34 protein-coding genes, 5 tRNA genes and 1 pseudogene are annotated in these 21,539 nt (G+C 50.0%); 12 read left to right on the top strand and 28 right to left on the bottom strand.

Annotation, left to right across the window (positions count from 1 at the left end; all coding sequences use genetic code 11):
- Window positions 1-87: 87 nt before the first annotated feature.
- Complete coding sequence (locus QJ48_RS02385) at window positions 88-930, bottom strand: Cof-type HAD-IIB family hydrolase (protein ID WP_054972061.1); 843 nt, start codon at window positions 928-930, stop codon at window positions 88-90.
- 137 nt (window positions 931-1,067) lie between these two features.
- On the opposite strand from QJ48_RS02385, the gene QJ48_RS02380 reads away from it, so the two are divergent.
- Entirely contained in the window at window positions 1,068-1,487 is a 420-nt protein-coding gene (locus QJ48_RS02380; RefSeq protein ID WP_054972060.1) for a DUF1885 family protein, read from the top strand.
- A gap of 130 nt (window positions 1,488-1,617) precedes the next feature.
- On the opposite strand, the gene QJ48_RS02375 is transcribed toward QJ48_RS02380, so the two are convergent.
- The 3 genes from QJ48_RS02375 to QJ48_RS02365 form a co-directional block, all read right to left on the bottom strand.
- On the bottom strand, window positions 1,618-1,917 hold the full coding sequence (locus QJ48_RS02375; protein WP_054972059.1) for a DUF1292 domain-containing protein: 300 nt from the start codon (window positions 1,915-1,917) through the stop codon (window positions 1,618-1,620).
- 100 nt (window positions 1,918-2,017) lie between these two features.
- Window positions 2,018-2,632: a stalk domain-containing protein gene (locus QJ48_RS02370; RefSeq protein ID WP_054972058.1), complete on the bottom strand. Its 615-nt coding sequence runs from the start codon at window positions 2,630-2,632 to the stop codon at window positions 2,018-2,020.
- Between the two features lie 232 nt (window positions 2,633-2,864).
- Window positions 2,865-3,212: a hypothetical protein gene (locus QJ48_RS02365; protein WP_054972057.1), complete on the bottom strand. Its 348-nt coding sequence runs from the start codon at window positions 3,210-3,212 to the stop codon at window positions 2,865-2,867.
- 187 nt (window positions 3,213-3,399) lie between these two features.
- On the opposite strand from QJ48_RS02365, the gene QJ48_RS02360 reads away from it, so the two are divergent.
- The 3 genes from QJ48_RS02360 (at window position 3,400) to QJ48_RS02350 (ending at window position 6,234) form a co-directional block, all read left to right on the top strand.
- The gene (locus tag QJ48_RS02360; RefSeq protein WP_054972056.1) at window positions 3,400-4,143 is read left to right on the top strand and encodes an MBL fold metallo-hydrolase; all 744 of its coding nucleotides are present in this window, start codon (window positions 3,400-3,402) and stop codon (window positions 4,141-4,143) included.
- Window positions 4,144-4,187: 44 nt separating this feature from the next.
- Window positions 4,188-4,421, top strand: coding sequence for a DUF3892 domain-containing protein (locus QJ48_RS02355; protein ID WP_036677520.1), 234 nt, complete (start codon window positions 4,188-4,190; stop codon window positions 4,419-4,421).
- A gap of 172 nt (window positions 4,422-4,593) precedes the next feature.
- Window positions 4,594-6,234 carry an ATP-binding protein gene (locus QJ48_RS02350; RefSeq protein ID WP_054972055.1) on the top strand — a complete coding sequence of 547 codons (1,641 nt, stop codon included), beginning with the start codon at window positions 4,594-4,596 and terminating at the stop codon, window positions 6,232-6,234.
- Here QJ48_RS02350 and QJ48_RS02345 read toward each other — a convergent pair.
- Both QJ48_RS02345 and QJ48_RS02340 read right to left on the bottom strand, forming a co-directional pair.
- On the bottom strand, window positions 6,188-6,718 hold the full coding sequence (locus tag QJ48_RS02345) for a divergent PAP2 family protein (protein WP_054972054.1): 531 nt from the start codon (window positions 6,716-6,718) through the stop codon (window positions 6,188-6,190). The two genes, QJ48_RS02350 and QJ48_RS02345, sit on opposite strands and share 47 nt — an antisense overlap.
- 121 nt (window positions 6,719-6,839) lie before the next feature.
- Window positions 6,840-7,472, bottom strand: coding sequence for a molybdenum cofactor guanylyltransferase (locus QJ48_RS02340; RefSeq protein WP_054972053.1), 633 nt, complete (start codon window positions 7,470-7,472; stop codon window positions 6,840-6,842).
- A 206-nt stretch (window positions 7,473-7,678) separates the two neighbouring features.
- Here QJ48_RS02340 and QJ48_RS02335 point away from each other — a divergent pair, with 206 nt between their 5' ends.
- Window positions 7,679-8,401 (top strand): Crp/Fnr family transcriptional regulator, encoded by a 723-nt coding sequence (locus tag QJ48_RS02335; protein ID WP_054972052.1) that lies wholly within the window; start codon window positions 7,679-7,681, stop codon window positions 8,399-8,401.
- Here the strand turns inward: QJ48_RS02335 and QJ48_RS02330 are convergent.
- Both QJ48_RS02330 and QJ48_RS02325 read right to left on the bottom strand, forming a co-directional pair.
- Complete coding sequence (locus QJ48_RS02330; protein ID WP_054972051.1) at window positions 8,398-8,691, bottom strand: YfhH family protein; 294 nt, start codon at window positions 8,689-8,691, stop codon at window positions 8,398-8,400. The genes QJ48_RS02335 and QJ48_RS02330 overlap by 4 nt on opposite strands.
- Window positions 8,688-9,725, bottom strand: coding sequence for a phosphotransferase enzyme family protein (locus tag QJ48_RS02325; RefSeq protein WP_054972050.1), 1,038 nt, complete (start codon window positions 9,723-9,725; stop codon window positions 8,688-8,690). Before QJ48_RS02325 ends, QJ48_RS02330 begins: the two co-directional genes overlap by 4 nt.
- 327 nt (window positions 9,726-10,052) lie before the next feature.
- Here QJ48_RS02325 and QJ48_RS02320 point away from each other — a divergent pair, with 327 nt between their 5' ends.
- Window positions 10,053-10,499 carry a PilZ domain-containing protein gene (locus tag QJ48_RS02320; RefSeq protein ID WP_237762781.1) on the top strand — a complete coding sequence of 149 codons (447 nt, stop codon included), beginning with the start codon at window positions 10,053-10,055 and terminating at the stop codon, window positions 10,497-10,499.
- Here QJ48_RS02320 and QJ48_RS02315 read toward each other — a convergent pair.
- Complete coding sequence (locus QJ48_RS02315) at window positions 10,476-11,426, bottom strand: hypothetical protein (protein ID WP_193394382.1); 951 nt, start codon at window positions 11,424-11,426, stop codon at window positions 10,476-10,478. The genes QJ48_RS02320 and QJ48_RS02315 overlap by 24 nt on opposite strands.
- Window positions 11,427-11,617: 191 nt before the next feature.
- Between QJ48_RS02315 and QJ48_RS02310 the strand changes: the two genes are divergently transcribed.
- The 3 genes from QJ48_RS02310 (at window position 11,618) to QJ48_RS02300 (ending at window position 12,934) form a co-directional block, all read left to right on the top strand.
- Window positions 11,618-11,690, top strand: a tRNA-Val gene (locus QJ48_RS02310).
- 301 nt (window positions 11,691-11,991) lie between these two features.
- Window positions 11,992-12,750, top strand: coding sequence for a hypothetical protein (locus QJ48_RS02305; protein WP_082420301.1), 759 nt, complete (start codon window positions 11,992-11,994; stop codon window positions 12,748-12,750).
- 111 nt (window positions 12,751-12,861) lie between these two features.
- Window positions 12,862-12,934: transfer RNA gene (locus QJ48_RS02300), tRNA-Val, on the top strand.
- Between the two features lie 43 nt (window positions 12,935-12,977).
- Here the strand turns inward: QJ48_RS02300 and QJ48_RS36570 are convergent.
- From QJ48_RS36570 to QJ48_RS02290, 3 genes are all read right to left on the bottom strand, one after another.
- Window positions 12,978-13,262, bottom strand: a complete 285-nt coding sequence (locus QJ48_RS36570) for a hypothetical protein (protein WP_157261478.1) — start codon at window positions 13,260-13,262, stop codon at window positions 12,978-12,980.
- Window positions 13,263-13,480: 218 nt separating this feature from the next.
- Window positions 13,481-14,038 carry a 3'-5' exonuclease gene (locus tag QJ48_RS02295; protein WP_054972048.1) on the bottom strand — a complete coding sequence of 186 codons (558 nt, stop codon included), beginning with the start codon at window positions 14,036-14,038 and terminating at the stop codon, window positions 13,481-13,483.
- A gap of 81 nt (window positions 14,039-14,119) precedes the next feature.
- The gene (locus QJ48_RS02290; RefSeq protein WP_054972047.1) at window positions 14,120-14,443 is read right to left on the bottom strand and encodes a MazG nucleotide pyrophosphohydrolase domain-containing protein; all 324 of its coding nucleotides are present in this window, start codon (window positions 14,441-14,443) and stop codon (window positions 14,120-14,122) included.
- 278 nt (window positions 14,444-14,721) lie between these two features.
- Between QJ48_RS02290 and QJ48_RS39420 the strand changes: the two genes are divergently transcribed.
- On the top strand, window positions 14,722-14,892 hold the full coding sequence (locus tag QJ48_RS39420; RefSeq protein WP_162238423.1) for a DUF3973 domain-containing protein: 171 nt from the start codon (window positions 14,722-14,724) through the stop codon (window positions 14,890-14,892).
- A 69-nt stretch (window positions 14,893-14,961) separates the two neighbouring features.
- Here QJ48_RS39420 and QJ48_RS37965 read toward each other — a convergent pair whose 3' ends face one another.
- Together QJ48_RS37965 and QJ48_RS02285 are read right to left on the bottom strand one after the other, a co-directional pair.
- Window positions 14,962-15,132, bottom strand: coding sequence for a hypothetical protein (locus QJ48_RS37965; RefSeq protein WP_193394383.1), 171 nt, complete (start codon window positions 15,130-15,132; stop codon window positions 14,962-14,964).
- Window positions 15,133-15,146: 14 nt separating this feature from the next.
- Window positions 15,147-15,386: a hypothetical protein gene (locus QJ48_RS02285; RefSeq protein WP_157261477.1), complete on the bottom strand. Its 240-nt coding sequence runs from the start codon at window positions 15,384-15,386 to the stop codon at window positions 15,147-15,149.
- A gap of 137 nt (window positions 15,387-15,523) precedes the next feature.
- Between QJ48_RS02285 and QJ48_RS37960 the strand changes: the two genes are divergently transcribed.
- Window positions 15,524-15,682, top strand: a complete 159-nt coding sequence (locus tag QJ48_RS37960; protein ID WP_193394381.1) for a hypothetical protein — start codon at window positions 15,524-15,526, stop codon at window positions 15,680-15,682.
- A gap of 39 nt (window positions 15,683-15,721) precedes the next feature.
- On the opposite strand, the gene QJ48_RS02280 is transcribed toward QJ48_RS37960, so the two are convergent.
- From QJ48_RS02280 to QJ48_RS02245, 7 genes are all read right to left on the bottom strand, one after another.
- Window positions 15,722-15,922 (bottom strand): hypothetical protein, encoded by a 201-nt coding sequence (locus QJ48_RS02280; protein ID WP_054972046.1) that lies wholly within the window; start codon window positions 15,920-15,922, stop codon window positions 15,722-15,724.
- A gap of 216 nt (window positions 15,923-16,138) precedes the next feature.
- Complete coding sequence (locus tag QJ48_RS02270; protein WP_054972044.1) at window positions 16,139-16,528, bottom strand: VOC family protein; 390 nt, start codon at window positions 16,526-16,528, stop codon at window positions 16,139-16,141.
- Between the two features lie 108 nt (window positions 16,529-16,636).
- Window positions 16,637-17,023: a spore germination protein GerPE gene (locus QJ48_RS02265; RefSeq protein WP_054972043.1), complete on the bottom strand. Its 387-nt coding sequence runs from the start codon at window positions 17,021-17,023 to the stop codon at window positions 16,637-16,639.
- Entirely contained in the window at window positions 17,023-17,205 is a 183-nt protein-coding gene (locus QJ48_RS02260; protein WP_054972042.1) for a hypothetical protein, read from the bottom strand. The genes QJ48_RS02265 and QJ48_RS02260 overlap by 1 nt, the downstream gene beginning before the upstream one ends.
- A complete protein-coding gene (gerPC, locus tag QJ48_RS02255) occupies window positions 17,183-17,809 on the bottom strand; it encodes a spore germination protein GerPC (RefSeq protein WP_054972041.1) in 627 nt (208 codons plus the stop codon). The genes QJ48_RS02260 and gerPC overlap by 23 nt, the downstream gene beginning before the upstream one ends.
- A 15-nt stretch (window positions 17,810-17,824) precedes the next feature.
- Window positions 17,825-18,076 carry a spore germination protein GerPB gene (locus QJ48_RS02250; protein WP_054972040.1) on the bottom strand — a complete coding sequence of 84 codons (252 nt, stop codon included), beginning with the start codon at window positions 18,074-18,076 and terminating at the stop codon, window positions 17,825-17,827.
- Between the two features lie 6 nt (window positions 18,077-18,082).
- The gene (locus QJ48_RS02245; protein ID WP_054972039.1) at window positions 18,083-18,319 is read right to left on the bottom strand and encodes a spore germination protein; all 237 of its coding nucleotides are present in this window, start codon (window positions 18,317-18,319) and stop codon (window positions 18,083-18,085) included.
- 138 nt (window positions 18,320-18,457) lie between these two features.
- Between QJ48_RS02245 and QJ48_RS02240 the strand changes: the two genes are divergently transcribed.
- Complete coding sequence (locus tag QJ48_RS02240) at window positions 18,458-18,931, top strand: Hsp20/alpha crystallin family protein (protein ID WP_054972038.1); 474 nt, start codon at window positions 18,458-18,460, stop codon at window positions 18,929-18,931.
- A gap of 106 nt (window positions 18,932-19,037) precedes the next feature.
- Here QJ48_RS02240 and QJ48_RS02235 read toward each other — a convergent pair whose 3' ends face one another.
- The 7 genes and pseudogenes from QJ48_RS02235 to QJ48_RS37300 form a co-directional block, all read right to left on the bottom strand.
- A complete protein-coding gene (locus QJ48_RS02235) occupies window positions 19,038-19,256 on the bottom strand; it encodes a spore germination protein (RefSeq protein ID WP_054972037.1) in 219 nt (72 codons plus the stop codon).
- 132 nt (window positions 19,257-19,388) lie between these two features.
- Window positions 19,389-19,474, bottom strand: a tRNA-Leu gene (locus QJ48_RS02230).
- Window positions 19,475-19,485: 11 nt separating this feature from the next.
- A tRNA-Ile gene (locus tag QJ48_RS02225) sits at window positions 19,486-19,562 on the bottom strand.
- Between the two features lie 9 nt (window positions 19,563-19,571).
- Window positions 19,572-19,648 (bottom strand) — tRNA-Met (locus tag QJ48_RS02220).
- Between the two features lie 78 nt (window positions 19,649-19,726).
- The gene (locus QJ48_RS37955; protein WP_010492025.1) at window positions 19,727-19,891 is read right to left on the bottom strand and encodes a hypothetical protein; all 165 of its coding nucleotides are present in this window, start codon (window positions 19,889-19,891) and stop codon (window positions 19,727-19,729) included.
- Between the two features lie 114 nt (window positions 19,892-20,005).
- On the bottom strand, window positions 20,006-20,557 hold the full coding sequence (locus QJ48_RS02215; RefSeq protein WP_054972036.1) for a phosphatidylglycerophosphatase A: 552 nt from the start codon (window positions 20,555-20,557) through the stop codon (window positions 20,006-20,008).
- Between the two features lie 130 nt (window positions 20,558-20,687).
- A pseudogene (locus tag QJ48_RS37300) lies at window positions 20,688-21,539 on the bottom strand (hypothetical protein); the annotation flags it as partial.

The following is a 21,539-nucleotide window of genomic DNA, read 5'->3' as shown; positions in this document are numbered from 1 at the left end:
TATACCCCACCTCTATTGGTCTGAGTTTTTCTACTCCTACGGTTTCTCGACAGCCTGAAGCTTCTCCTCTGGAGAAGCTTATTTATTTTATGCTAGCGTCCCCTGCCGGACTTGTTCATCCAGCCATTCGATCGCGTCGGCTATCGCATGCTCGTTATGGTGCTTGCCGTGACGCTTGGCCGCGCCCAGAAGCTCAGGATGCGCATTGGCGACCGCGATACCGATGCCCGCACGGCGTATCATCTCCAGGTCATTCAGATGGTCCCCCAGCGCGATGCAGCGTTCCATCGGGATGCCAAGCTCCTCCGCCAACCGTTCCAGAGCATGCCCCTTTGTCGCTTCCGGAGGCAGCATCTCGAAATATTTATCGTCCGAACGAACCCAGACGACCTCCGTCCCTGCCGTCAACCGCTCGATCTCGGGTACGGCTTCGTCGAGCCGCGACGGCTCCCAGGCGAAAAGCAGCTTGACCCACGGCTCCGCTACGTCTTCGAACGAATTCAGCCGCAGCAGCGGAAATTTTTCCACGGCCCGGTGACGCTCCGTCGCTGCATTCTCCTGCAGCACATAGGGCGCCGCTCCTCCTCGTACATACAATTCCGCTCCGATGCCGGGAAACCGCTCAAGAACGCACCCCACCGCTTCTTTAGCCGAAGCGGACAGCGTCCGTTCCCAAATGGCCTCTCCGCGGCTGAAATCGTGAATGACCGCTCCGTTGTACAAAATGGCCGGCGCATTCACGGGCAGCTGCTCCACGAAAGGCCGAACCGATCCGGCGATCCGCCCCGTTGCGAGCGTGAACCGTCCGCCCAGGCTCGTAAACCGTTCGATAGCGGCCCGATTTTCCCCGCTTATTTGTTTGGCGCTGTCAAGCAGCGTTCCGTCCATATCCGTGACCAGCAAATATCCTTCAAACCTTCTGTCTTTCATCGCTCTCTCCCTCTTCCCTGCCCGTCTACCGCTGCCGGAACAAGTATTGTATTTGATTTTTCTTAATGCTATGATGTTCATGGTACTTCAAACAAGAAAATCGTTCCAGTCCATATGTATAGGCAGGTGCATTCATCATGGCGCAAAGCGCTTATATCAAGTTCGTCGAAGGGTCCGCCGTTTCCTCCCTGACGTTAGATGAATTGAAAACCCAACTGGAGCATTACCGCGAGCAGCTTGCGCTGACCGGCAAACAGCTCAATTGGGAATACGACGAAGCCGGATTTCCGTATGAGATTCAAACGAAACCCGAAGGGGAAGGCAAGTGGTTTTATTTAAAAGCAACAAGCCCGCGCTACAAATATATTGTGGCAGGAGTCGGATCGGAGACGTCGGGCGAGACGCAAAGGCATTACGTCCAGTTTGTCCTTCCCGAGGATGCCACGCACGGCGATAAAGCCAAGGGTAACGAGTTTTGCAAGTATCTCGCCAAGCTGTGGAAAGCGGAACTGCATTTATTCAACGGACGAACCATGTACTTCAATCCGCGTAAATAGACGTCCCAAAAGACCGTTGGCCGCCTTTGGCGGAAACGGTCTTTTTTCGAGCGTTCTCCTCTGCCCATCGCAACCGCTTAAAATGCGAAAAACCTCTCTTGCAAGCAAGAAAGGTCTTTTACGGTATTCGTTATTGCTGCTCTTGTTCTTCCACAATCTCGTTGTAGATTTGAACAACGCGATCCCACTCTTCTTCGTCTTCAATGCTCGCAAGAAAAGCTTCGCCGTCCTCTTCGTCTATCCGGAAAATAACGCCGTCTGCCTCCATATCGTTACGATCGAGAAGTACCGCATAGGCCCGGTCGTTAGCTTCGAAAGTGTATACCATCACCATCTCATGCTCGACTCCGTCTTGGTCGGTCACGATAAAGATATCGTCCTCATGATCGTGATCGTGATCGCAGGAAGCGTCATGAATGTGATCGCTCATGGGAAAACCTCATTTCATCTTAATTTAATGTTCTCCCGTATCGTACCACGCTCGACAAGACGAAGTCAATGAACCGGGTAATGCCATCCGTTCGCCGGCCTTACTCGGATGCGATCACCTTTTCCGAAACGACCGTATAATCGCTGCGCTCGTCCGGTTTGATCGAGAACTTCACGACATAGTTCCCGGATTCGGCGAATGTAACGTTAAACGGCCACGGGTACCAGAAGCTTTCCTTCTGCCCGTTGACGGCTTTCTCATGAACCGCCACTTGCTCCCCGTTCGGAGCGTGGATCGAGATTTTGAAAGAAGAAATCGGCGTCGTCAAGCTGTCTACCTGCGCAAACACGGCAAAGTCGAGACGGTCGCCCTTCTTCACGCCGCCGAACGGCTGTTTGATCGAATAGTCGTCATTGACCTTCTTCGCAACAAACATATGTACGTTCGGCTTGGTAATGGAAACGGTCTTCGCAGCGTCGTCCCATTTCACGAGCGCCTGCAAAGATTCAGACAACACGCGAACGGGGAATACGGCGCTTCCCTTCGCGACAAAAGCGGGAGTTTCACCGTCTTTGAACGGCTTTTCCGCATTATTGATCATCAGCTTTACTTTCGGAAAACCTTCGAAATCGCCCCACATGGAGCTGGCGAACGCCCCCGCTGTTCCGAATAAGGAAAGCGACAGCACCAGCGTCAGCAATCGCGGCACCTTCATTTCCAGCAACCTCCATCATGTTCTTCGTTCTGCTATCTTATACTCCACAGCGCGGTAAGAGTTGCGCACTTCGTCCAGAAAACTTTCAGGTTTTTTTAAGCGCCCCTCTAGATGTTGTGTGTGAAGAAGATTTTTTCCATTTTCTATACAAAATATGCCAACAAAGTCGTCATTGTCGAACGCTGCTCCCGCAAGGCGAGCCGTGGCGATTCGTGCGCTTGCCCGGGAAATTTCAGCTCACGCCCCCAAGGAGCTCCTGCAGCTTTTCTTCGCATTTGCCCTTCAGCACGACAGGCATCATGGAGCAATGAAATTCGTAGCCTTGGAATACATACATGACATGGTAGTGACGCTCCGGGGTCACTTCCTCCAGAACGATGCGGCATCCGCTCCGGCGCAGCCGCTGCTTCACATGGTTATGCTCCCGCTCGGTCAATAGCAGCAGCCGTTCGAAAAGCCCTCCCCATATTCTGGATAGCTTCATCGCTTCGGCATGCTTCCGGTCGCGTTCAAGCGCCTTAAGCAAATAAAGCGTGACGACATACTGATGCACCCACGGTTCCACTGTCGTATTCCGCATGTAAACTCACCTGCTGGATAAAATAAAGATTTGATTTAATTATATAGAACATTTGTTCCTATTACAAGAGGGACAAGATGTATTAAATTTACCCAAAATGTGACAAACCCATCTTGAATCATGTAAGATAACCATGGTAAATTTAAAAACATATCCGGCTGGAAGCCTTAACGAGCGGAGGAACCAAGTGAATCTGCAAATTCAAATGATAGGTACGGGAAGCGCATTTGCGAAAACGTACTATAATAATAATGCCTTGGTTTATGCCGGCGGCTTCACGCTGTTAATCGACTGCGGTTATACCGCGCCAAGAGCTCTGCACGAGCTCGGCGTCTCTCTGGATCAGATCGATGCGGTGCTCATCTCCCACATTCACGCGGACCATGTAGGGGGACTCGAAGAGCTCGCCTTTCGCTATATGTACACGTTTAAAAGAAAAATACCGCTGCTCCTATCCTCTAATTTGGAAACGATCCTATGGGAGCAATCGCTGCGCGGCGGACTGGAGAATCTGGCGGAAAACGTTACATCCCTTAACGATTACTTCAATGTCGTTCCACTTGGCGAGCATACGCCGACAGCCCTCCATCCCGGTCTGACGGTTGAACTCCTTCCGGCCGATCACATCCCGGGCAAGCCATGCTATTCGATCCTGCTTAACGGCAAAATCTTCTTCAGCGCCGATACCCGGTTCAATGGTCCGCTGCTGCATGAGCTTCATCAGAAGGGCTGCACCGTCTTTTTGCATGATTGCCAGCTGCACTCCCCCGGCATCGTTCACGCCACTTTGGACGAGCTGATGACGCTGCCGAAGCCGATTCAGCAAAAGACGCTGCTGATGCATTATGGCGATGATATGCCTCAATTCATCGGCAAAACCGGAGATATGACGTTTATCGAGCCGTTTAAAACCTACACGTTCGAAGCATAAAATGCCTCCATCCGGCGCATGATAGTCCGTGGAGGCGATACCGTATGGAACAAAACAAACAGCAAGTCGTAGCCGTACGCAAAAACGGCGACGGCGACATCGTCGAATTGAAGCTGTCTTCCGGCCAGGTGGTCGATTACTTGGAAGCGCAGCAGCTCGCCAAAAACGGACAGCTTGAGAACGTGAACGTATTTCGTGGAAGAGACGGAGATGAGCATTTGCGTTCCAATGCCGACGGAGATCCAAGCAACAATCTCGATAACCTGCCCGGATTTTAAACCCGGAAAACCAAGCGCAGCCCGACCGGCGATTCCGCTTGGTTTTCTTTTTTGGACCCCCAAAAAAGTTTTTACTGAATTTGGGAGTTCAAGCAGGAATTCCACCTCCGCATACAGAATTTCTCTTAGTACTAATAAAATCTACGGATCAGTCGGGAGTTGGAGTTCCAATATGAAAGGTAGCTGGATCTTCCTCATTTATACCGGTTTGGTTTGCGCTTCTTCCCTCTATCACAATCAGGCCTCAAGTCCGCTGCTGCTCGTTCTCGCATCCCTTGGCTACGCACTCACGCATATCCGTCCCGTTCACACGCTCATACCTGCACAGCTTGCCGTCCAACTCAGTCTTCTCGTCGCGCTTCATGCCGCAAGCTTGAGTGACTGGTGCTTTCCTCTTTACTTGCTGCATATGTGCAAGCTGTTTTACGGGACGCCTCCTTTTCGCTATGCGGTTAGCGCCAATGCGGCTCTGATGCTGGCTTATGCTCTCATCTCGATGGCCGGCCGCTCCTTCAGCTGGAACACGCTGATCGAAGTTGGGTTTACGGCAGGAACCTGCCTGCTGCTTGCTTTTACGTTCCGCAAATACATTTATGATATCGAGCAGCAAAAACAGCTGCTTACCAAGGAGAAGAAGCATCTGAGTACTCACGATTCGCTAACAGGCCTATATAATTTTCAGGAATTTCATAAACAAATGGAACAGCTCGTCAAGCAAAAAGAGCCCGTCATCCTCGTGCTTATCGATTGCAAAGATCTCAAATCGCTGAATACGACAAACGGATTTCAGGGAGTGAACAAAATTTTGAGACAAGCGGCCGAGCTGCTGCGCATCATGTTCCCCGACGCTTTGTTGATATGCCGCTACGGCGGAGACGAATTTGCGATCGTGCTCCGATCGAACGACATGCAAGAGACGGTCAATGCCGTCACGCAGCTGCTTGCTTCCGAATTCCCTAAGCTGACCGGCATCGAAATCAATTTCGGCATGGCCTGCTATTCCCGGGACGGGGTGACCAAGGACGATCTGATCGTCGTTGCCGAGCACGGACTGTATATGATGAAGCGGGAAAGCTGGCTAAAGCGCGAGGAGCATATGCTGCGGTCGGAGAAGCTTCGCGTCGTCGGCGAGCTGGCTTCGGGCATGGCGCACGAAATCCGCAATCCGCTGACGACGATCAAGGGGTTTCTGCAGTTGTCCAAAGCCGGGGATTATAACATTGAACCTTGGTATGAATTGATTATGGACGAAATTAACCGGATGAGCATGCTGACCGCCGAATTTTTGCAATTTTCCAAGCCGCATGTCACCCAGTATAAAATTCAATCGATTCAAGGCTGTATTTACCGGGTTCTCTCGCTTCTGGATTCGGAGACGACGAGACTCGGACACCAACTCAGGTTCGAACACGACGACCGGGATATTCATATGCTGATGGATCAGGATAAAATGCTTCAATTGCTTCTAAATCTGGTCAAAAACGCCTTTGAGGCGATGCCCGGACAAGGCATTGTCCGCATCCGGCTGTTTGCCGCGGGACCCGATGCCGTGATTGAAATTTCCGATACCGGCAAAGGCATTCCGGAGTCGGAGCTGGATAAAATTTTTATCCCGTTCTACACGACCAAAGATTCCGGAACGGGGCTGGGCTTATCCATCTGCCATAAAATCGTTCAGGATCATGAAGGGACCATTGAGGTAGAGAGCGTGCCGGACGAAGGCACCAAATTTACGATTACTTTACCGACGTCCGGGACAAACGATCTTATTGAACCATACGACAGCTCAACGTGTACAACGATTTCCGTATAAAAGAGGCCCACACTTTCCCCCGGCGATGCTGGGGAAACTCCGTCATATAGCTGAGCCAACCGATTGCCGCCCCAATGACTGCCCCACCCAACACTTCTTCCGGCAAATGGCCCAACCGCTCTTCCAGCTCTTTGTCTTTGCGATGCACATGAGGAGGATGCTGCTCCGTTAATTTAACGAGCACATCCTCCAGTTGGTTTACCTCCGATGCGATCATGCCGGCATGACGGCGAATCCCCATGGCGTCGTACATCACAATCAGACTCAGTACGGCTGCAAGCGAGAACGAAATGGAGGAAGTGCCGTTCTTAAGCCCGACATAAGTCGCGAGCGAAACGACTCCGGCCGAATGCGAGCTCGGCATGCCGCCGGTCCGAAACAAGTCCGACCACTCAAAACGGCCGTTCTCACGGATCCGGTCGGGTATTTTCAGCGCTTGTGCCGTACCTATAGCGGCAAGGGACGTCCATAACGCCCGATTCATCAGCCATCACCTCAAGCTTAGCATCGTTATCCGCCGCCGTTTCTATACTTGTCTTTTCACTTCCATAGCTTCCAGCACGAACCGGGAAAAATAAAAAGGGCGGAAAAGCTCCACCCTTTTGTTACCGATATACGCTTCGGACCTGGGCCTGCGCCCGCGAAACCGCTTCCGAATACTGCTTTTCTGTTTTAATCCGAAAGTTAAAGGCATCCCCCAAATTTTGCTTGCGAAGCATATCCGCTTCGACACAGCCCCAACGAAGCTTGCGCAGGAACGTCATCCAGCCCGGTTGTACGTCGCTTCCCGATTCCAGCAAGGGCGTCAATGCCGTGAGACAGCTTTGCCGGTATATGCCATGCAGAGGCTCGGGCCGTCCCGATACCTCCGGCAGCACGGCATCGTAGCCGAAGACGCTCCGGTGCTCCGCCAGGAAGGAGGCTGCTCTAGCCGAAACGAACGGCATGGCCCCGCCGGTTACCCAGAGCTCCGGGTATCTGGACAGGGTAAACGCAGCATGAAGCCCGCCGAGCGGTCCGCGGCCCGGGTAAAAATCCGTAATGATACGTACGGACCGGGGGACATGTTCAAGAAAAATTTTGGGCTCGTTCGTTACGATAATGACTTCTCCGCAGATCGTAAGCATTTCGCGGATTTGCTTCGCTACGACCGTTTCACCAGCCAACACCAACAGTTCCGCGGGTCGGCCTTCAATCCGCCGCGGGTGACCGCCCGCCAATAGCACTCCGGTCATCATAACGTTTTCACTTCCCCCATGTAATGTGTTTCTTATCTTCACTATACACGTCGGGCGAAGCGCTGCATGTTACAAAGATCACAAAAAAATATGAAGATTTAAGGAAGTGTGATGTAAATCACATCACAAATCTTGCGGAATAGGGTATGTTAGATACAACAAAACCTACAGAGGTCTTAACCAGACCGACGCCGGAGGTATGTACCATGACGGATACGCTGCAACGAAAACCGGTCAGCCAAGTGGCCAATTCGGATTGTTTTACGGAAGAAAGCTTAACGAAGCTTAAGGAAATTATGTATGAAATGAGAGCCGAAGCCGGGAATCATTTGTTCTGGGAAGGCGATGCGGCCGATAAGCTGTATTTTTTGAAGCGCGGCCAAGTGAAGATTACGAAAGCTAGCGATGAAGGGAAAAGCTTCATCCTTTATGTCTATAATACCGGGGATTTGTTCGGACAGGTCGATCCTTTTCAAAACTCCGTGCACAGCTTTAATGCCGAAGTTACGGAAAATTCCATTATCGGGGTCATCCAGCAAAAAGACTTGGAGGTCCTGCTGTGGCAGCACGGGGATCTGGCCGTCGAGTTCATGAAGTGGATGGGGCTTATGCATCGGATGACCCAAACGAAATTCCGCGATCTCATGATGTTCGGCAAGCCCGGCGCTCTCTGCTCGACGTTGATCCGGCTGTGCAACACGTACGGCAAAAATCACGGATCGGAAATCGTCATTACCAAAAAGCTTACGAACAGCGAGCTTGCCGACATGATCGGCGCTACCCGGGAGAGTGTCAACCGGATGCTCGGCGATCTGAAACGTGCCAACATTATTGCCATGGAAAACAACTACATCGTCGTTAAAGATTTGCCTTATCTCCGCGACATCTGCCAATGCGAGAATTGTCCGGTTGATATGTGCCGCATTTAGAGCCGGGTCAGCATCGAAATCGGGAAGCTGGCATCCGGCTCTTCCCCTAATATCCCCCAAGCCATAATACCGTTCACATAGCTTACAATGAACGGAAGCTGCACATTCTCAACCTTATACACCCCTGGCGGAAAATCGGCCGGATCGAGCGTATAAGCCTGCGCCGTATAATATTTGCGCTCGATCACGGAGCGCTGGCTTGGAAATTCCGCCCGGTCCAGCTCCTCCCGCAGGTTCTTCATTTCTTGTTCCAGTTCGGCTTTCGTCATCTGGCTGTATAATTTTTTCATCCACGATTCTCCGTTCCAATATATTGTTCTGCGAGTTTAATCAAGTCATGTCTGTGCTGCTGCAGCCTGCTGCGGGTTTGCGCAAAGTCCATTAAGTAGCGGGTAGCGTCTTCTTGTTCGAGCCCGGACCAGTATCGGCCGAGAAAATGAAGCGTCAGCACCATGCACCGCAATACGATTAGATGGGGGAGCGCTTCAATTTCCGCCGCAGTTAAGCTCGCGCTCCTCCCGTACCCTTCAAGGCAAGCCCTGATCGCCTCCCAGGCCAAATCGCTGATCATTCCGTTCTCCGTCAAATCGACCCATTCATATAGCAGCACAGCCAGCTCGAGCGCCCGGAAATCGATCATAACAAATTCAAAATCCAAAATCGCCGTCACCCGATCCTGCAGCACAAGTACGTTGTCGCAAACGATATCTGAGTGCACGTGCTGCTGTGGAAGGCGCTTCAGCCAGTCCGGCAAACGGGCCTCGAGCAGCGCCATTTCTTCCCGAAATCCGATCGCGGCAGGCTCCAACTCCCCCTTCCCGACCTGCGACAACCATACGTCCAACTTCTTACGGGTCACCAGCGGATGAATCTCATCCAGATTGTAATAGGGAGTATAGGACGGAGGCCAGGGAACCGTTACCCGCTCCAACGCAGTTACAAGCTCACCGGTCGCTTGTCCGGTCGCTCTCGCATGAGCAGGAAGCGTCAGCTCCGCCCGTCCCCCTTCGATGTACTGAAATAACGCGGCCAGCTTGCCATCCCCTGTGTCGATATATGTAGTTCCGTCTTTTGCCGCAAGCGGTACCGGGACGGCAAACGACAAATCGGCGTTCTGGAGCTGCCTCAACACTTCATGCTCATAGACCACTTTATTGTGGTCCGCATGGTTTTCGTAGATGCGCAGCACATAATCTTGGCCGCCGTGCCGGGCGAAGCGGGTCGTATTGTTCAAGCCGTTTTCGATTTCTGAAACCGCCCAAGACTCATGATTCCCATATCGACGTAAAATCGATAAAATTCGCTCTTTTTCGTTTCCGGTCATATTATTACTCCCTAACAAGTGTAACAAAGTTTTAATGTTCTTTTTCCGACAATATTGTATAATAGATTTATCCGAATTTGGAAGAGAGGACCACTTTGCATGACCCTCCCTCTCCCGACGGCTTGTCGGTACTAAGCAAGATCGGCCGGATTGAAATTAGGAAACAGCGCCGTTCTGCACAGCAAGAATCACAACATCAGCATTCAACTGCCGCTCTATTCCCGAGCGGCTTTTTACTGGAAGCGGTTGCTTAAGCCAGACCCGCTCTGTTATAGCAAACGTTAATTTGCCTCTTCACCCTGCTGCAAAGGACTGTTGGAGATGAGTATGGAAAAAAACAAGCGCAGCTTTTTTCGTTTGCGCTTTCATCAGCCGCTAGGCGCTGAATTGAAAATTATCGGAATAACCGATCTTGAGCCGGAATTCAAAACGATGAAAGCCGCCATGCTGGACCTTAGCGCCGGTGGAGCCCGTTTTTTTACCGCAGCCCCACTGCCGGAGGAAAGCCGTTTATTGATCGAGCTGAAGTTCACCGCTCTGGCCAAAGAATACCGGACGCTGGGGATACTTGTCCGCTCCGGGCAGACGGAAACCGGTCATCCGGAATACTGCATTCAATTTTCGCATAATGAAAAGGAGACGGCGGCCTTGACCAGCATGATCAATCAATTAGCGATCAAGCTTCGCAAAACCACCGTCATCTCGCAGTGCAGCTTCTGTACCGAAGAAGATCTGGCCGAATTCGGAATACTACAGGCGGAGCCGGCCAGATAACCCGGCGATCAAATACGTTTTGCCGGAATCGGTATACCCAACCCAGCTGCGGAACAATAATTGATCCGGCCGAAAGGAGTCATGAAGATCCTTGAGGCCTAGCACAGCCGCTTCGATCCCGTATTGCCCAAACGCTTCGAATAAGAAGCTCGTCCTCTCCTTATCGGTTCGCCGCCGGTCCAACTCCTCGGCGATCCACTGCTTGTCCTCATCCAGCAAAATCATATCCGTCCATACCGTCACCCGGCCGTCGGGCTTTACAAGCGACAGCAGAAGGCGGTTATAATCCGATATCAGGCTGTTCCGAAGGTATCCCAGCGCCTCAACAATTTGCCGGGTTTCATTTTCATTGTATTTCTCCATGTAACCGTAAAATTGCATGAGTGCGTCCGGATAAAACAATTGCGTATGCACACCCGAGGAAACGACGAGCGAAAACGTTTTTTTCAAATGAGGCATCGCCTCCAGCCCGCGCACGCGAAACGCACAGTCCCTCAAGTAATCCGTTATTTCCCCGACAGGCTTGCCTTCCGCCAACAGCTCCTCAAACGTTTCATAGAAGGAAATTTGGTCCAGCCGGGTATAGTCGACCCGCGTTAAAGAACGAACCCGGTTGTTAGCGGTTCCTCCAGCCGAATCGAGCCATTCCTGCAGCATATTATCTTCCGTATCCAACGCGGTCACCTGCTGAAAATGGACAGAAAGCCGAGGCAGGCCGACATCGCCGTGATTCCCCGCTCCAAGTACGACGGCTTTCTCCGGCATAGGCACAAGCGATACGGAGTCCTCTACAAGCCGGTTGACGTGGTACCGGTGTGTTCCCCATTCCTGCTCGCCCCAATCCAGCGCTTCTTGCTCTGGTTCCGGCTGTCCGTTCTCTCCTCCTTCGATATGCGGCTGCAAATGCGCCCATCGAAAATCTCTCATCAAAGTCCCCTCTTTTCAAATACATGTCTGACTTACTCTATTATACCATAACGAATGTATTGGGATAAAAGGCAGGGATCCATGGCGGAATAAACCCATATTTACAAAAACAAAAAAATTTATAGGCTAAAGCTTGACATTATGCGTCCATCTTGGTATTATGGAAAACGTCCCCGCAAGATATGAAACATGACTTGTTAGCTCAGCTGGGAGAGCACCATCTTGACAGGGTGGGGGTCGCAGGTTCGAGCCCTGCACAGGTCATTATAGCAAAAAGCCGCGAGCCCTTATGGGACGCGGCTTTTCTCATTGTCACAGTACATTACAAACGACTTCGCTTATTCCGTCACCGTACCCACGAACGCTTCACCACCTACAACTTCAATATACCAAATATGTATATTTTTCATTTGGTTTATATGAACCTAATCAGTCATCAAATTACCATATAAAGCTATTATATTCCTATTTTTTCATATCTATAAACCTACTATAATGAAATTGTTAATTGAAGAAGGCGCCGATCTTCTATTAATAGGATGAATCGAAGAAAAGAGGTATGGAGATGTTCAAGAAATCCCTTATCTTTGCGCTGGTCTTCCTGTTGGCTCTAGCTGTGCCCGTCAGTGCGGCCGCCAACTATACGTACTCCAAAGTGACGGCTTCCAACGGTGTCGTATTGCATGCAATGAAAGCATCGCCCAACGATATTAAATTAAAAGCAATCAGCAGCAATTTAAAAAATCAAAGCAGCTACGGCATCAACGGCGGATTTTTCGGTTCCGGCGGAACCCTGCTGTCGATTGCCGTAAATAACCATGTACCCGCAGGCGGCGGATCCATCGGCGAGCTATATAAAGGCGCGGTGAACGTCGGTTACGCGCGCGGAACTCTAGTATGGGACGCTAAAGCAAGCAAATATTCGGTACAGGTCGTCAAATGGGCCAGCGAGCTGAACGTATCGGATAAGTCCAATTACTGGGCTCAAGGCGGGATCAGCATGCGCTTAAATAGCGACTCGACCTGGAAAAGCCAAGCAACCGCTGAAAGTATTCCTGGAGGCGTTAATGGCACGGCCTCCGGCCGCTCGGCGCTGGTGTACAACTCCGGTGGAAACATTTGGCTCGTCGTCACAAATACGACCTGCACTCCCGAACAATTCCGTACCGCAATCAAAGAGAAAATCGGCTCCGGCACTTTAGTTGACGGCATATTTTTGGACGGAAGCGGTTCTTCCCAGATGAAAGCGCAGACGTCCACAGGGCAAGCCATTGAAGTTACCGGCGACGGAAGAACCGTATACCAGATGGTCACATTCAAATAATTTCCCTCGCCCGTAAAGTATCCGATGCTTTGCGGGCATTTTTTTCATTCTTTCTCTTGACTTCTTCCTTCATCTGCTGTATAGTACTCTATGCAGCAACAAATACGACATGACTTGTTAGCTCAGCTGGGAGAGCACCATCTTGACAGGGTGGGGGTCAGTGGTTCGAGCCCACTACAGGTCATAATGAAATTAGTCCGTGAATCCTTGATTCTACGGGCTTTTTTCTATGTTTTCAATTTCCTGGTAGTTTCTTTTGGGATGAACCAATTTGATGAAGCATAGCTATTCATTTGTAAAGGAGGAAGTTTAATGGTCGGAATGGCTTTAGAGCCTTCAAATATTTGACTCCCTATCCATTGGACTGGTGCAAATCCTGGATGCTGCGCTGTTACAATATATTGGCTGTAAGGTTTTACTTCCGGCTTTTTTAAACCATGTTTTTTAGATGGGGCATGCAAATCAATCGTTTGTGTGTTGCCATATTGATCTGTTTGTAATTTTTGAAGCACGTTCCCCATCATGTCCTATGCCAATTCACTTCCTTTTTGTTAAAAATAATCTCTGCAATTACCTTATGTTGACAATAAAATTATATGCAGTCTTTCGTGATCCCCGTGATCAACAACGGTATCCAAAAATTTATGATGTTAAATGATGTTGAGATTAGAAAAACCCCTGATTCGGGGTTTTCATAGTTGATAAAGACTTGACGGGATGGGAGCCAACTTCATCCCCGCATCACCGCTCTTAAATTAAGCTGATCGTAATACCGGACAAACAGTTTCGTTGTATTGACCGCATCGACCAAGGCGGAGTGAAGTCTGCCTTCTTTCTCGATACCGGCAAGTTCAATCGCATCCTTGAGCTTCATTTGATTGCGCTTGACCAGCAGCTGCGAGATCGGCCTCTGAATGTCATGGTAATGGTTCAGCCAGCTTTGAGACAGATCGAACCGTTTGCAATGCTCCAGCAAAATTTTGCGGTCATCAACCCCCCAGCTGCAGAAGTAAACCAGCTCGGAGCCGATCCATTCCATAAAACGGTCGTATCCCTCGCGAAACGGTACTGCTTTGCCCAGATCCTCTTCTTTCAAGCCGATAAACTTTAACGTCTTTTTGCCGAAACGTCCTTTAATTTCTGGAAACGTATAGCATTGAAAACAATCCGTGGCGGCTTCGCTCGGGTCGTTCAGATTCACTTTACATGCGCCGATCTCCACGATTTCCGGGATGTGGCCTTTTACGGTTACATATGTAGTCTCTACATCAAAGATGACTGCGAGCATTATTCTCTCCTGCTTGAGAAATTTGTTCTAGTTTGTCCATCTTCTGCACATCGTTATACTTTAAGTGCAAATCGGAACGGCTCAGTTCACCGGGTCGGCTTCGAAGCGCTTCAATAATTTCTCCTGGTGAGCCTTGGCGGCATCTTCCAATGTAAAACCATACTTATCGGCTAAAATCGCCAGATTCGCCAAAATGTCCCCGAGCTCTCCCATTAGCTCCTCCTTCAAAACAGGCTCGGGCTTTACCGCTTCGTCCGGACGATCCCGGCCGATTTCATAGGTACGTACGGCTTGCGCCAGCTCTCCTGTTTCTTCCATCAGAAAACCCATACGTTCGAAGACGCCGTATTGCGTCCAATTTCGTTGTCCGTAAAATTGCATGACCCATTCCTCAAAATGCTTCATTCCACTCTCCACCTTTTCCGAATAATGTCAAAAGCTCTCTATTTTCAGTTCTATCGGACAACTACAGGGTACCACAACTTCACAATCCGATGGAAGGCCTGTCGAGAACAAAAAAAGATTTGAGGTTGTGTTTTTTTGCGTTTGAGGGTTTCTATGACGATTAGCGGAATTGGACAATTCTTTAGTAAAACTTTACACCATTTTGAGTGATATTTCACAATTTTACGCATATAATGTGTCTATAATTGTCATATTGTGATTCGAAAAGGAGAAAACTTATGTACTATTGCCTCGCTTGCCAAAAGCTTCACAAACCGAATCCGCTCAAGAAATACGTCGTCTTCAAGACAGGTTTCCACTTCATCAATTCCATGAAATATAACGCAGGAATTTGTCAGGTTGTCTCCGATTCGAAAGAAAACGTTAGCGTTAGCCCGGTATCGGCTTAATCCGCACATGCCGCCGGGCTTTGCTTTTCTTCTACGCCCCCGCTGTTCTCGGCAACTTGCTTATGCCGGTTAATCCCAAGCTTTCGGCTTCGTATTCGGACGTTTCGTACGAAGTCTGTCCAGCAGAGGACGATTTTTTTTCGCTTCCATCAACATACGAATCTCTTCCATCAGCTTTCTTAGCCGCTCCTGATCTCCATGGCGGTGCTCTTTCAACTCATCGTACAGATTGCTTCTCACATGCATCCCTCTCCTTAAGCCAATTCCCGCTGCCTCGCTGACGTTGACGGCGTTCGTTTTACGGATGGGACCGGCTGTACGGCCAATATGCGATCGATGGCAAAGCATCGGACCGCTCCGCGCTCCATGCAATAAGCCCGAATGAAATCAGGCTGTACAGACCGAATGACAATCATCCGCTTACTGAACTGCCCGGAACGGTCCCCGTAAATGATCTCAACCATACGCCCTGTGTACTTTTGCCATGGAAGCACGACTTCCCCCTCCTCAAAACAGGAACATTTGTTCTTCTATATTTATTATATACCAAACATGCGTTCGTAATTCAAGTGGTGAAACTTTCTTTTCACGGGATAAAATAAAGGAAATGAACTCAACGGGAGGGCTTGCGATGAAAATATTGATCACCGCCTCGGAAGCGATGGAGAAGGGGGTATGGCTGGAAGTGCTGAACATGTTCGGAAGAGATCCGGACGAGGAGATCGGGTTAGGCGAGCAGTTTATTTTAACGGAGGAACAAGCGTTGACCTTGGGGTTGATTCGTAAATAAAAGGCACCCCCGTGAGGGGATGCCTTGGGATCGACGGGCCTAGTGGCGCTTGCCGCTTTTTCTGCTCCAATCGATAACGTTATCTTTAGGCTCTGCATTGATTTCTTCGTTGCGCAGCATCTGCGACAAGTCCTCGATCGTTTTGTCGAGCAGCTCGCCCTTATGCTTGGAAAACAGGCGCCGGCGCTCCTTGAGCAAAACATCGAGGATCAGCTTCTTTTGACGGTTACTGAACAGCATGTCGTTTCCCCTGCCGTTTACTTAATTTTTTCTTCGTAGGACAAGCAAGGCTTGCCCGAGGAACGCATCACCAAAGCGGAAGGCATGTCCGCGGTTTTGAAGCCGTAAGCGCGGCAGCCCCTGGGAAAACCCGGGTCCCAAGTCACGTAAAAGTGCTTGCACTTTAAACAATTTATTTTCGTATCGGGCTTTGCTTTTCCGGAATTCATGCGCGTCTTATCTTGTCGATTGGAAAAATTCGACCCATTCGCCATCCGGGCCATGGAAAAAGAAATAGCGCGAGCCATTCGGCAGCATCGTAATCTCTTGATCGATCAAACGCACGTCGAGTTCTTTGATGCGGGCGAATTCTTCCTCAATGTCGTCCACTGTAAAAGCGACATGGTGCACCTTGCCTTCCGCCGGAAGACCGTCGTTATAGCCTTGGATCAGTTCCAGCTCCGTTTCACCCGACTCGTTGAAACCGAGAAAAGCCAGCGTAACGACGCCGTTTGTATGTACGAGCTTATCCTTCAACTCAAGGCCTACGACATCTTTGTAGAACTGCACCGATGTGTCGATATTCCGGACCATGATGCCCACGTGCTCGATTTTTTTGCGTGCCATCGTTTTCTCTCCCTTATCCGTTCGTTTCCAGTATAACAAAATGATTATATCACAGAACGGACACGGAAGCCCACGATAGCCCCTACACTCTCAATAGCTTTTTTTCCCTCATTTCGGAGGAAGTCCGCGCAGCAATTGACGGATGTTTTTCACTCTGGTATCCGCACGAATCGATCGGACCGATCCGAACTGCACCATGGACGCTGCAGAGATGGCTTCTACCCGCACATCGCCGGCACAGATGAACGGACATGAGTTGGTCACGTCCATCTGCACTGCCGGCTCCTGCCGGCCTATAGGAAGCGGGGCCGAATATATGGGATAAGCGCTCAAATGTCCTTCATCCCCATAGAAAACCGGAATTTCCCGCTGAACGGCAAAAACGTAAGTCACCGGAGAAAAATCGACCAAGTCCCCTATAAAAACCGCGGAAGCATAACCGGTATCGTTAACTTTCAAGCTTCGCACTACGGATGTTCGCGGAACGCAAGCCATCACGCACGTCCGGATGCAAGCGGTACGAGCGGCCCGATAATGAGTGATTCCGGCGGCGTATCGAACACACTGGACAAGCTGATCACCTCAACATCGCCGATCAGGAAAACCGACGAGCTGGCGACGCCCTCAACTTGGATGTTGCCGACACAAATCTGTTTATTCTCCACCTGCAGATTCATTCGGAACTCCTCCTCCGGTTTTTCGTTTTAAGAAATATTGTTCAAGCCCAAGCCGAATATCCCGGATGACTTTGTCCGTAATGCTCTGTTCCTGCTCTGCCGTCAAAATTACTACGTCCGGGTCGAGCCCATATTTTAAATAATAATCGATCCGCTGCCCGATCTGCCCCTGGAGATCCCCAATGATAGATTCGGTCGCATCCTCATCCAGCTTCACTTGATACTTCTCTTCGAGTTGCACCAATTCGGCGGGACACGAATGCCGCAAATAATCCGTCACACGCTCCTGAATACGTGCGAATGATTCCGACCTGGCCGTATTGGTTCGAATCGTTTCACCGCCGACCTCCATATCCTCGACCGATTGTTCGCCGAGTCCGGCGGGCGAAAGCCCGACATTGAGCGTCCCATCGAGCTTCTCTACTTTCAACTGGTCGAATTTGTACTCAATTCGCTCGATCGTCACTCCCCGCTGCTTTTTTACCGATTCGAGCTCTTGGGAAAGCGACTCGACCTTATTTTCCAAGGAACGGATGCGGCTCGTCTGCCATTTTAAGTAGTCGTTCAGCTTTTGAAAGTAAGATTCCGGGTAAGATGAATACATCCGTCATTCCTCCGTTTACCTGGAAGGTGTAGGAAGCGGGACCAGGGATAAAGGGCTGGGTTCTTGCGTCACACCCTGCTGCCCCGCTTGCGGAGTGGCTATCAGACCGGTAAATTGCGGAGCTGGGCCGGTAAACCCTCCGGTATTATATAGATTGGCTAACGCGCGGATCGTGCCCGCAGTCCCGATCTGAAGCACGGAAGAGTTCGACACGGTGCCGATCTTGAAATTTTGAATGACGATGCTTTGATGTATGATTAGCTGCATGGCGGTTTACACGACACCTGCCTTATCGGCGGATACCACATTGGAGTCAGCGATATCGTTATCATAGGTGTTGGTGGTGCTGACCATATTGCAGACCCGCAAATTATCCCCCGTATTAAAAGAACCCGCTCCGGCAAACGTTTTGGACGTAACGCTTGGAGCCAGCTGGATCGAATCTCCCACGTGCACGATGGAGCCTGTACCGACGTTCACAATTTTGATGGCGCCCACGATAGCCGGCATAAGGCAGCACCCTATCTCAGATGTTTTTTGTATTGTAGTATATGATCCATGGATAAGAAGTATGTTTTAGACAGCTAGCGGGGACTCATGGTTTACGCTTCGTGCTCATATACTGGAATCAGTAAGGAGTGGATGAAGATGGGCGATTCCAAAAATAACAACTCGTTTTTCGATATGAATTGGAAGCAATTCGAGCAGTTTTTTAACGGGAAGATGCCGTTCCCTACCCCTTCCCTTGGCGGCGACAACGGAGACCCGGTATCTTGGGTCGAAGGGTATATCAAAGACGTTCTGAACCGGGCATTGCCCAACGTGGAAGTTCAGGCGCTCAAGCATCATTTTCATTCGGAAATCTTCGACACCCATAACAATATCATCGCCAAAATCCATATCCCCGACAAAGTACAAGCGCGCAAAATTCGGTTGATGCTCAATCCTTACCAAATCCGTTTGGAAGGACTGCCGGACGAAAAATCGCAAACGATTCGGCTCTCCAACCAAATCGTGCCAAGCAGTTGCAAAGCGGTCTATAAGAACGGCATTCTCCAGCTCCACATGCGCAAGCAGCCCATTGACCACCCCTATACGGATGTCAATATCCGTTTTATGTAGCCTTCTATTCCACAAACAAAAACGTCCCAAAACAGGCGCGAAACGGCCGTCTGAGACGTACAGAATGCATAAAGGGGGGTGCCTTCCCTCGTTGTATCTATGTAATCTAATTATTCGCCGCGTTATTGGAATCAGCAAAGTCCGGATCAAAAATATTGGTAAGGCTGACAAGCGAGAATGTTGCGCTGAAATCTCCCGTATTGCTGCCACCCGCACCCGAGTTTGATTTTGACGTACTCTTCGGATTCACCTGAAGCACATCGCCGAAGATAACTTCCCCGTCGGCGCCTGTAATTTTGATCGGAGCCAAAATAATCGAAGGCATAGGAGCCCTCCTTCCTCATCGTGTTCTAAAGTATATGAGGCTCCGAAGCAAAATTCTCCTCTTGAAACGAAAAAGAGTTTTGCTCTGATGAATCAAAGCAAAACCCTTTATGTATGATATTACTATTGGAACTGCCGAAGACCGGACTCGAACCGGTACGGTAGTCACCTACCGCAGGATTTTAAGTCCTGTGCGTCTGCCAATTCCGCCACTCCGGCGCAGTTCTGTTTGGTGGGCCCTGAGGGACTCGAACCCCCGACCAATCGGTTATGAGCCGACCGCTCTAACCAACTGAGCTAAGGGCCCTTGAAGCTTTGGTTGCGGGGGCAGGATTTGAACCTGCGGCCTTCGGGTTATGAGCCCGACGAGCTACCGGGCTGCTCCACCCCGCGTCAGATATTCCACACTGTATAATGACAGCGACAAAGATAACTATACACCAACTAAAACGTCGAAGTCAAGTAAAAAAATTAGACAGTGTAGCGGACGCCAAAACGGCCCTTTTTGGAACGGAACACTTGGACTTCGCTTGGGCATTCGTAACCGTAAATCCACCAGTCTTCTTCCATCCGCTTGGCCAGACATCCGGCTTGAAATTTGCTGTCGTACAATTTCACCCAATAGACCCAGTTCATTTTATTTTCACTCCGCTTATCGAATGAAGATGAAGTTTTGTTAGTATCTTAACCCAAAAAAAGCTCCCTTATTTGCATAAGGAAGCTGCTCCAATATATAACAAAATTCCGGCTTCAGCCCACGTTTTCTTCCGACGCGGCAATATAAGCAACGACATTGTCCCGTTCATCCGCATCCCGCTGCCGATGGGCCAGACGGCTTGATGCCGATGCCGCAATACTGGCAACCAGATCATCCAGGAAGGTGTGTACTCCGTTTCCGTTCTTGGTATCCAGACGCTTAATAATTCCGACTTTTTGTTTATCCAAATGGCCGAATGTCGTAAGCGCGATGCTGCCGTAACCGAACACCGACCCCAGAGCTAACGTTTCGTCGCAGCCGAACAGCCCTTCATCGCTTTCGATAATCGATTGCAGCGGCTCGGACAACAAACCTTTTTCAGCCAATACGTCCAGCTCGATACCGACAAGAATCGCATGCTGAAGCTCCCGCTTCTGGAGTACCGCATGGACCGATTCGAGACAAGTCTCCAGCGTCAAATCAGGATGATAAGGAAGCTGCATTTCTCTGACGATCAGGGCAATATCTTCCATCGCCACGCCGCGTTCCTCCAGCTTTTGATATACCGCGGCTTTTATTTCTTTGCTGTGAACCTGACGTTTCATGAGAATCGCTCCTTTAATGGAAGTGCTATCATTATACCATGATCCATATTCGCATACTATGGGACAACTGGTGATCGTTGGGGAAAAGCCGACCCAGAGGCCGGCTTTCGTTACTTTCAAACGACTATGATTAAGATTGCTTAAGCACTTTAAGAAGACGCTTGGACTTCTGTCCACCCGTAGTCGTAAACTGTTCGTAAATCCGAACGGTCAGCGGATAATCGAATTGTTCCGTGTTGCCGTCAAAGGTGATATTGTTTTCGCCGGTAACCAGACGGTTAGCTCCAACAAACGCCCCGTTGCCTGTTCCGATCAACCGGTCTGCGGAGTCATACAGCTCGAACAGTAAGCCCGAGAAGCTCGGATCCACTTGGACTTGATCGTGGCGGCTGACTTCCATAAAGAACTTCGCTTTGTACTGATAGTTCTTCGCTCCCATGCCATTGAAGCTTGTACCGATTTGCCAGTCGTTCACTTTAATCTCAAACGGATATAGCTCAAACGTATCCTTGCTTTCCACCGTTTGAAGCGCAATGCTGTAGGCGCCAATCGTCGACTTGTACGGAGCGGCCGTCTTCGTATCTTGGATTTTCAGAGCCAAGCCCTTTCCGGTTTCGGATACCGGGATCGTATAGAAGTAGTTCACTGTGAGCGAAGAATTCGGAAGCACGTTCGGTGTCGTAATATTTTGACGGCTGCCGTTGTACTCATAACCGTCCGAGCTGACCAGATCCGTCGCAAACGCAGGAACGGCAAGCGGCCGGTCCGTCTTATTGGTAAGCTTGAATTTGGCCGAGACAGTTTTCGATCCTTCTTCCTTGTTGTCAAACATATGGAACTCGATAACGGAAACGTCCATGTCCGGATGAATCAGCTGGCTCCGTTTGTCCAGCGTCATTGGAGTGCCGAGCTTATAGGAAAGAGCAATTTCTCCGGTTTGCTGCGACGGCAGTAAAATGTTCAGACGCCCTACGTTGTATAC

This window comes from Paenibacillus sp. A3, assembly GCF_001399685.1.
Classification (GTDB): domain Bacteria; phylum Bacillota; class Bacilli; order Paenibacillales; family NBRC-103111; genus Paenibacillus_G.
Note: the sequence above shows the minus strand (reverse complement) of the source record. Positions and strands in the feature narration are given on the sequence as shown.

What these genes read in the sequence shown, in the direction of transcription:
- QJ48_RS02340 (WP_054972053.1), bottom strand. Translation starts at nt 7,472, where the DNA reads ATGATGACCGGAGTGCTATTGGCGGGCGGTCACCCGCGGCGGATTGAA.
- QJ48_RS02305 (WP_082420301.1), top strand. Translation starts at nt 11,992, where the DNA reads ATGTTCAAGAAATCCCTTATCTTTGCGCTGGTCTTCCTGTTGGCTCTA.
- QJ48_RS02380 (WP_054972060.1), top strand. Translation starts at nt 1,068, where the DNA reads ATGGCGCAAAGCGCTTATATCAAGTTCGTCGAAGGGTCCGCCGTTTCC.
- QJ48_RS02385 (WP_054972061.1), bottom strand. Translation starts at nt 930, where the DNA reads ATGAAAGACAGAAGGTTTGAAGGATATTTGCTGGTCACGGATATGGAC.
- QJ48_RS02350 (WP_054972055.1), top strand. Translation starts at nt 4,594, where the DNA reads ATGAAAGGTAGCTGGATCTTCCTCATTTATACCGGTTTGGTTTGCGCT.
- QJ48_RS02265 (WP_054972043.1), bottom strand. Translation starts at nt 17,023, where the DNA reads ATGGCTTGCGTTCCGCGAACATCCGTAGTGCGAAGCTTGAAAGTTAAC.
- gerPC (WP_054972041.1), bottom strand. Translation starts at nt 17,809, where the DNA reads ATGTATTCATCTTACCCGGAATCTTACTTTCAAAAGCTGAACGACTAC.
- QJ48_RS02215 (WP_054972036.1), bottom strand. Translation starts at nt 20,557, where the DNA reads ATGAAACGTCAGGTTCACAGCAAAGAAATAAAAGCCGCGGTATATCAA.
- QJ48_RS02330 (WP_054972051.1), bottom strand. Translation starts at nt 8,691, where the DNA reads ATGAAAAAATTATACAGCCAGATGACGAAAGCCGAACTGGAACAAGAA.
- QJ48_RS37960 (WP_193394381.1), top strand. Translation starts at nt 15,524, where the DNA reads ATGAAAATATTGATCACCGCCTCGGAAGCGATGGAGAAGGGGGTATGG.
- QJ48_RS02355 (WP_036677520.1), top strand. Translation starts at nt 4,188, where the DNA reads ATGGAACAAAACAAACAGCAAGTCGTAGCCGTACGCAAAAACGGCGAC.
- QJ48_RS02290 (WP_054972047.1), bottom strand. Translation starts at nt 14,443, where the DNA reads ATGAAGCATTTTGAGGAATGGGTCATGCAATTTTACGGACAACGAAAT.
- QJ48_RS02250 (WP_054972040.1), bottom strand. Translation starts at nt 18,076, where the DNA reads ATGCAGCTAATCATACATCAAAGCATCGTCATTCAAAATTTCAAGATC.
- QJ48_RS37955 (WP_010492025.1), bottom strand. Translation starts at nt 19,891, where the DNA reads ATGAACTGGGTCTATTGGGTGAAATTGTACGACAGCAAATTTCAAGCC.
- QJ48_RS39420 (WP_162238423.1), top strand. Translation starts at nt 14,722, where the DNA reads ATGTACTATTGCCTCGCTTGCCAAAAGCTTCACAAACCGAATCCGCTC.
- QJ48_RS02375 (WP_054972059.1), bottom strand. Translation starts at nt 1,917, where the DNA reads ATGAGCGATCACATTCATGACGCTTCCTGCGATCACGATCACGATCAT.
- QJ48_RS02320 (WP_237762781.1), top strand. Translation starts at nt 10,053, where the DNA reads ATGGAAAAAAACAAGCGCAGCTTTTTTCGTTTGCGCTTTCATCAGCCG.
- QJ48_RS02365 (WP_054972057.1), bottom strand. Translation starts at nt 3,212, where the DNA reads ATGCGGAATACGACAGTGGAACCGTGGGTGCATCAGTATGTCGTCACG.
- QJ48_RS02335 (WP_054972052.1), top strand. Translation starts at nt 7,679, where the DNA reads ATGACGGATACGCTGCAACGAAAACCGGTCAGCCAAGTGGCCAATTCG.
- QJ48_RS02345 (WP_054972054.1), bottom strand. Translation starts at nt 6,718, where the DNA reads ATGAATCGGGCGTTATGGACGTCCCTTGCCGCTATAGGTACGGCACAA.
- QJ48_RS02235 (WP_054972037.1), bottom strand. Translation starts at nt 19,256, where the DNA reads ATGCCTTCGATTATTTTGGCTCCGATCAAAATTACAGGCGCCGACGGG.
- QJ48_RS02370 (WP_054972058.1), bottom strand. Translation starts at nt 2,632, where the DNA reads ATGAAGGTGCCGCGATTGCTGACGCTGGTGCTGTCGCTTTCCTTATTC.
- QJ48_RS02245 (WP_054972039.1), bottom strand. Translation starts at nt 18,319, where the DNA reads ATGCCGGCTATCGTGGGCGCCATCAAAATTGTGAACGTCGGTACAGGC.
- QJ48_RS02270 (WP_054972044.1), bottom strand. Translation starts at nt 16,528, where the DNA reads ATGGCACGCAAAAAAATCGAGCACGTGGGCATCATGGTCCGGAATATC.
- QJ48_RS02325 (WP_054972050.1), bottom strand. Translation starts at nt 9,725, where the DNA reads ATGACCGGAAACGAAAAAGAGCGAATTTTATCGATTTTACGTCGATAT.
- QJ48_RS02240 (WP_054972038.1), top strand. Translation starts at nt 18,458, where the DNA reads ATGGGCGATTCCAAAAATAACAACTCGTTTTTCGATATGAATTGGAAG.
- QJ48_RS02280 (WP_054972046.1), bottom strand. Translation starts at nt 15,922, where the DNA reads ATGCTGTTCAGTAACCGTCAAAAGAAGCTGATCCTCGATGTTTTGCTC.
- QJ48_RS02260 (WP_054972042.1), bottom strand. Translation starts at nt 17,205, where the DNA reads ATGAATCTGCAGGTGGAGAATAAACAGATTTGTGTCGGCAACATCCAA.
- QJ48_RS02315 (WP_193394382.1), bottom strand. Translation starts at nt 11,426, where the DNA reads ATGAGAGATTTTCGATGGGCGCATTTGCAGCCGCATATCGAAGGAGGA.
- QJ48_RS02295 (WP_054972048.1), bottom strand. Translation starts at nt 14,038, where the DNA reads ATGCTCGCAGTCATCTTTGATGTAGAGACTACATATGTAACCGTAAAA.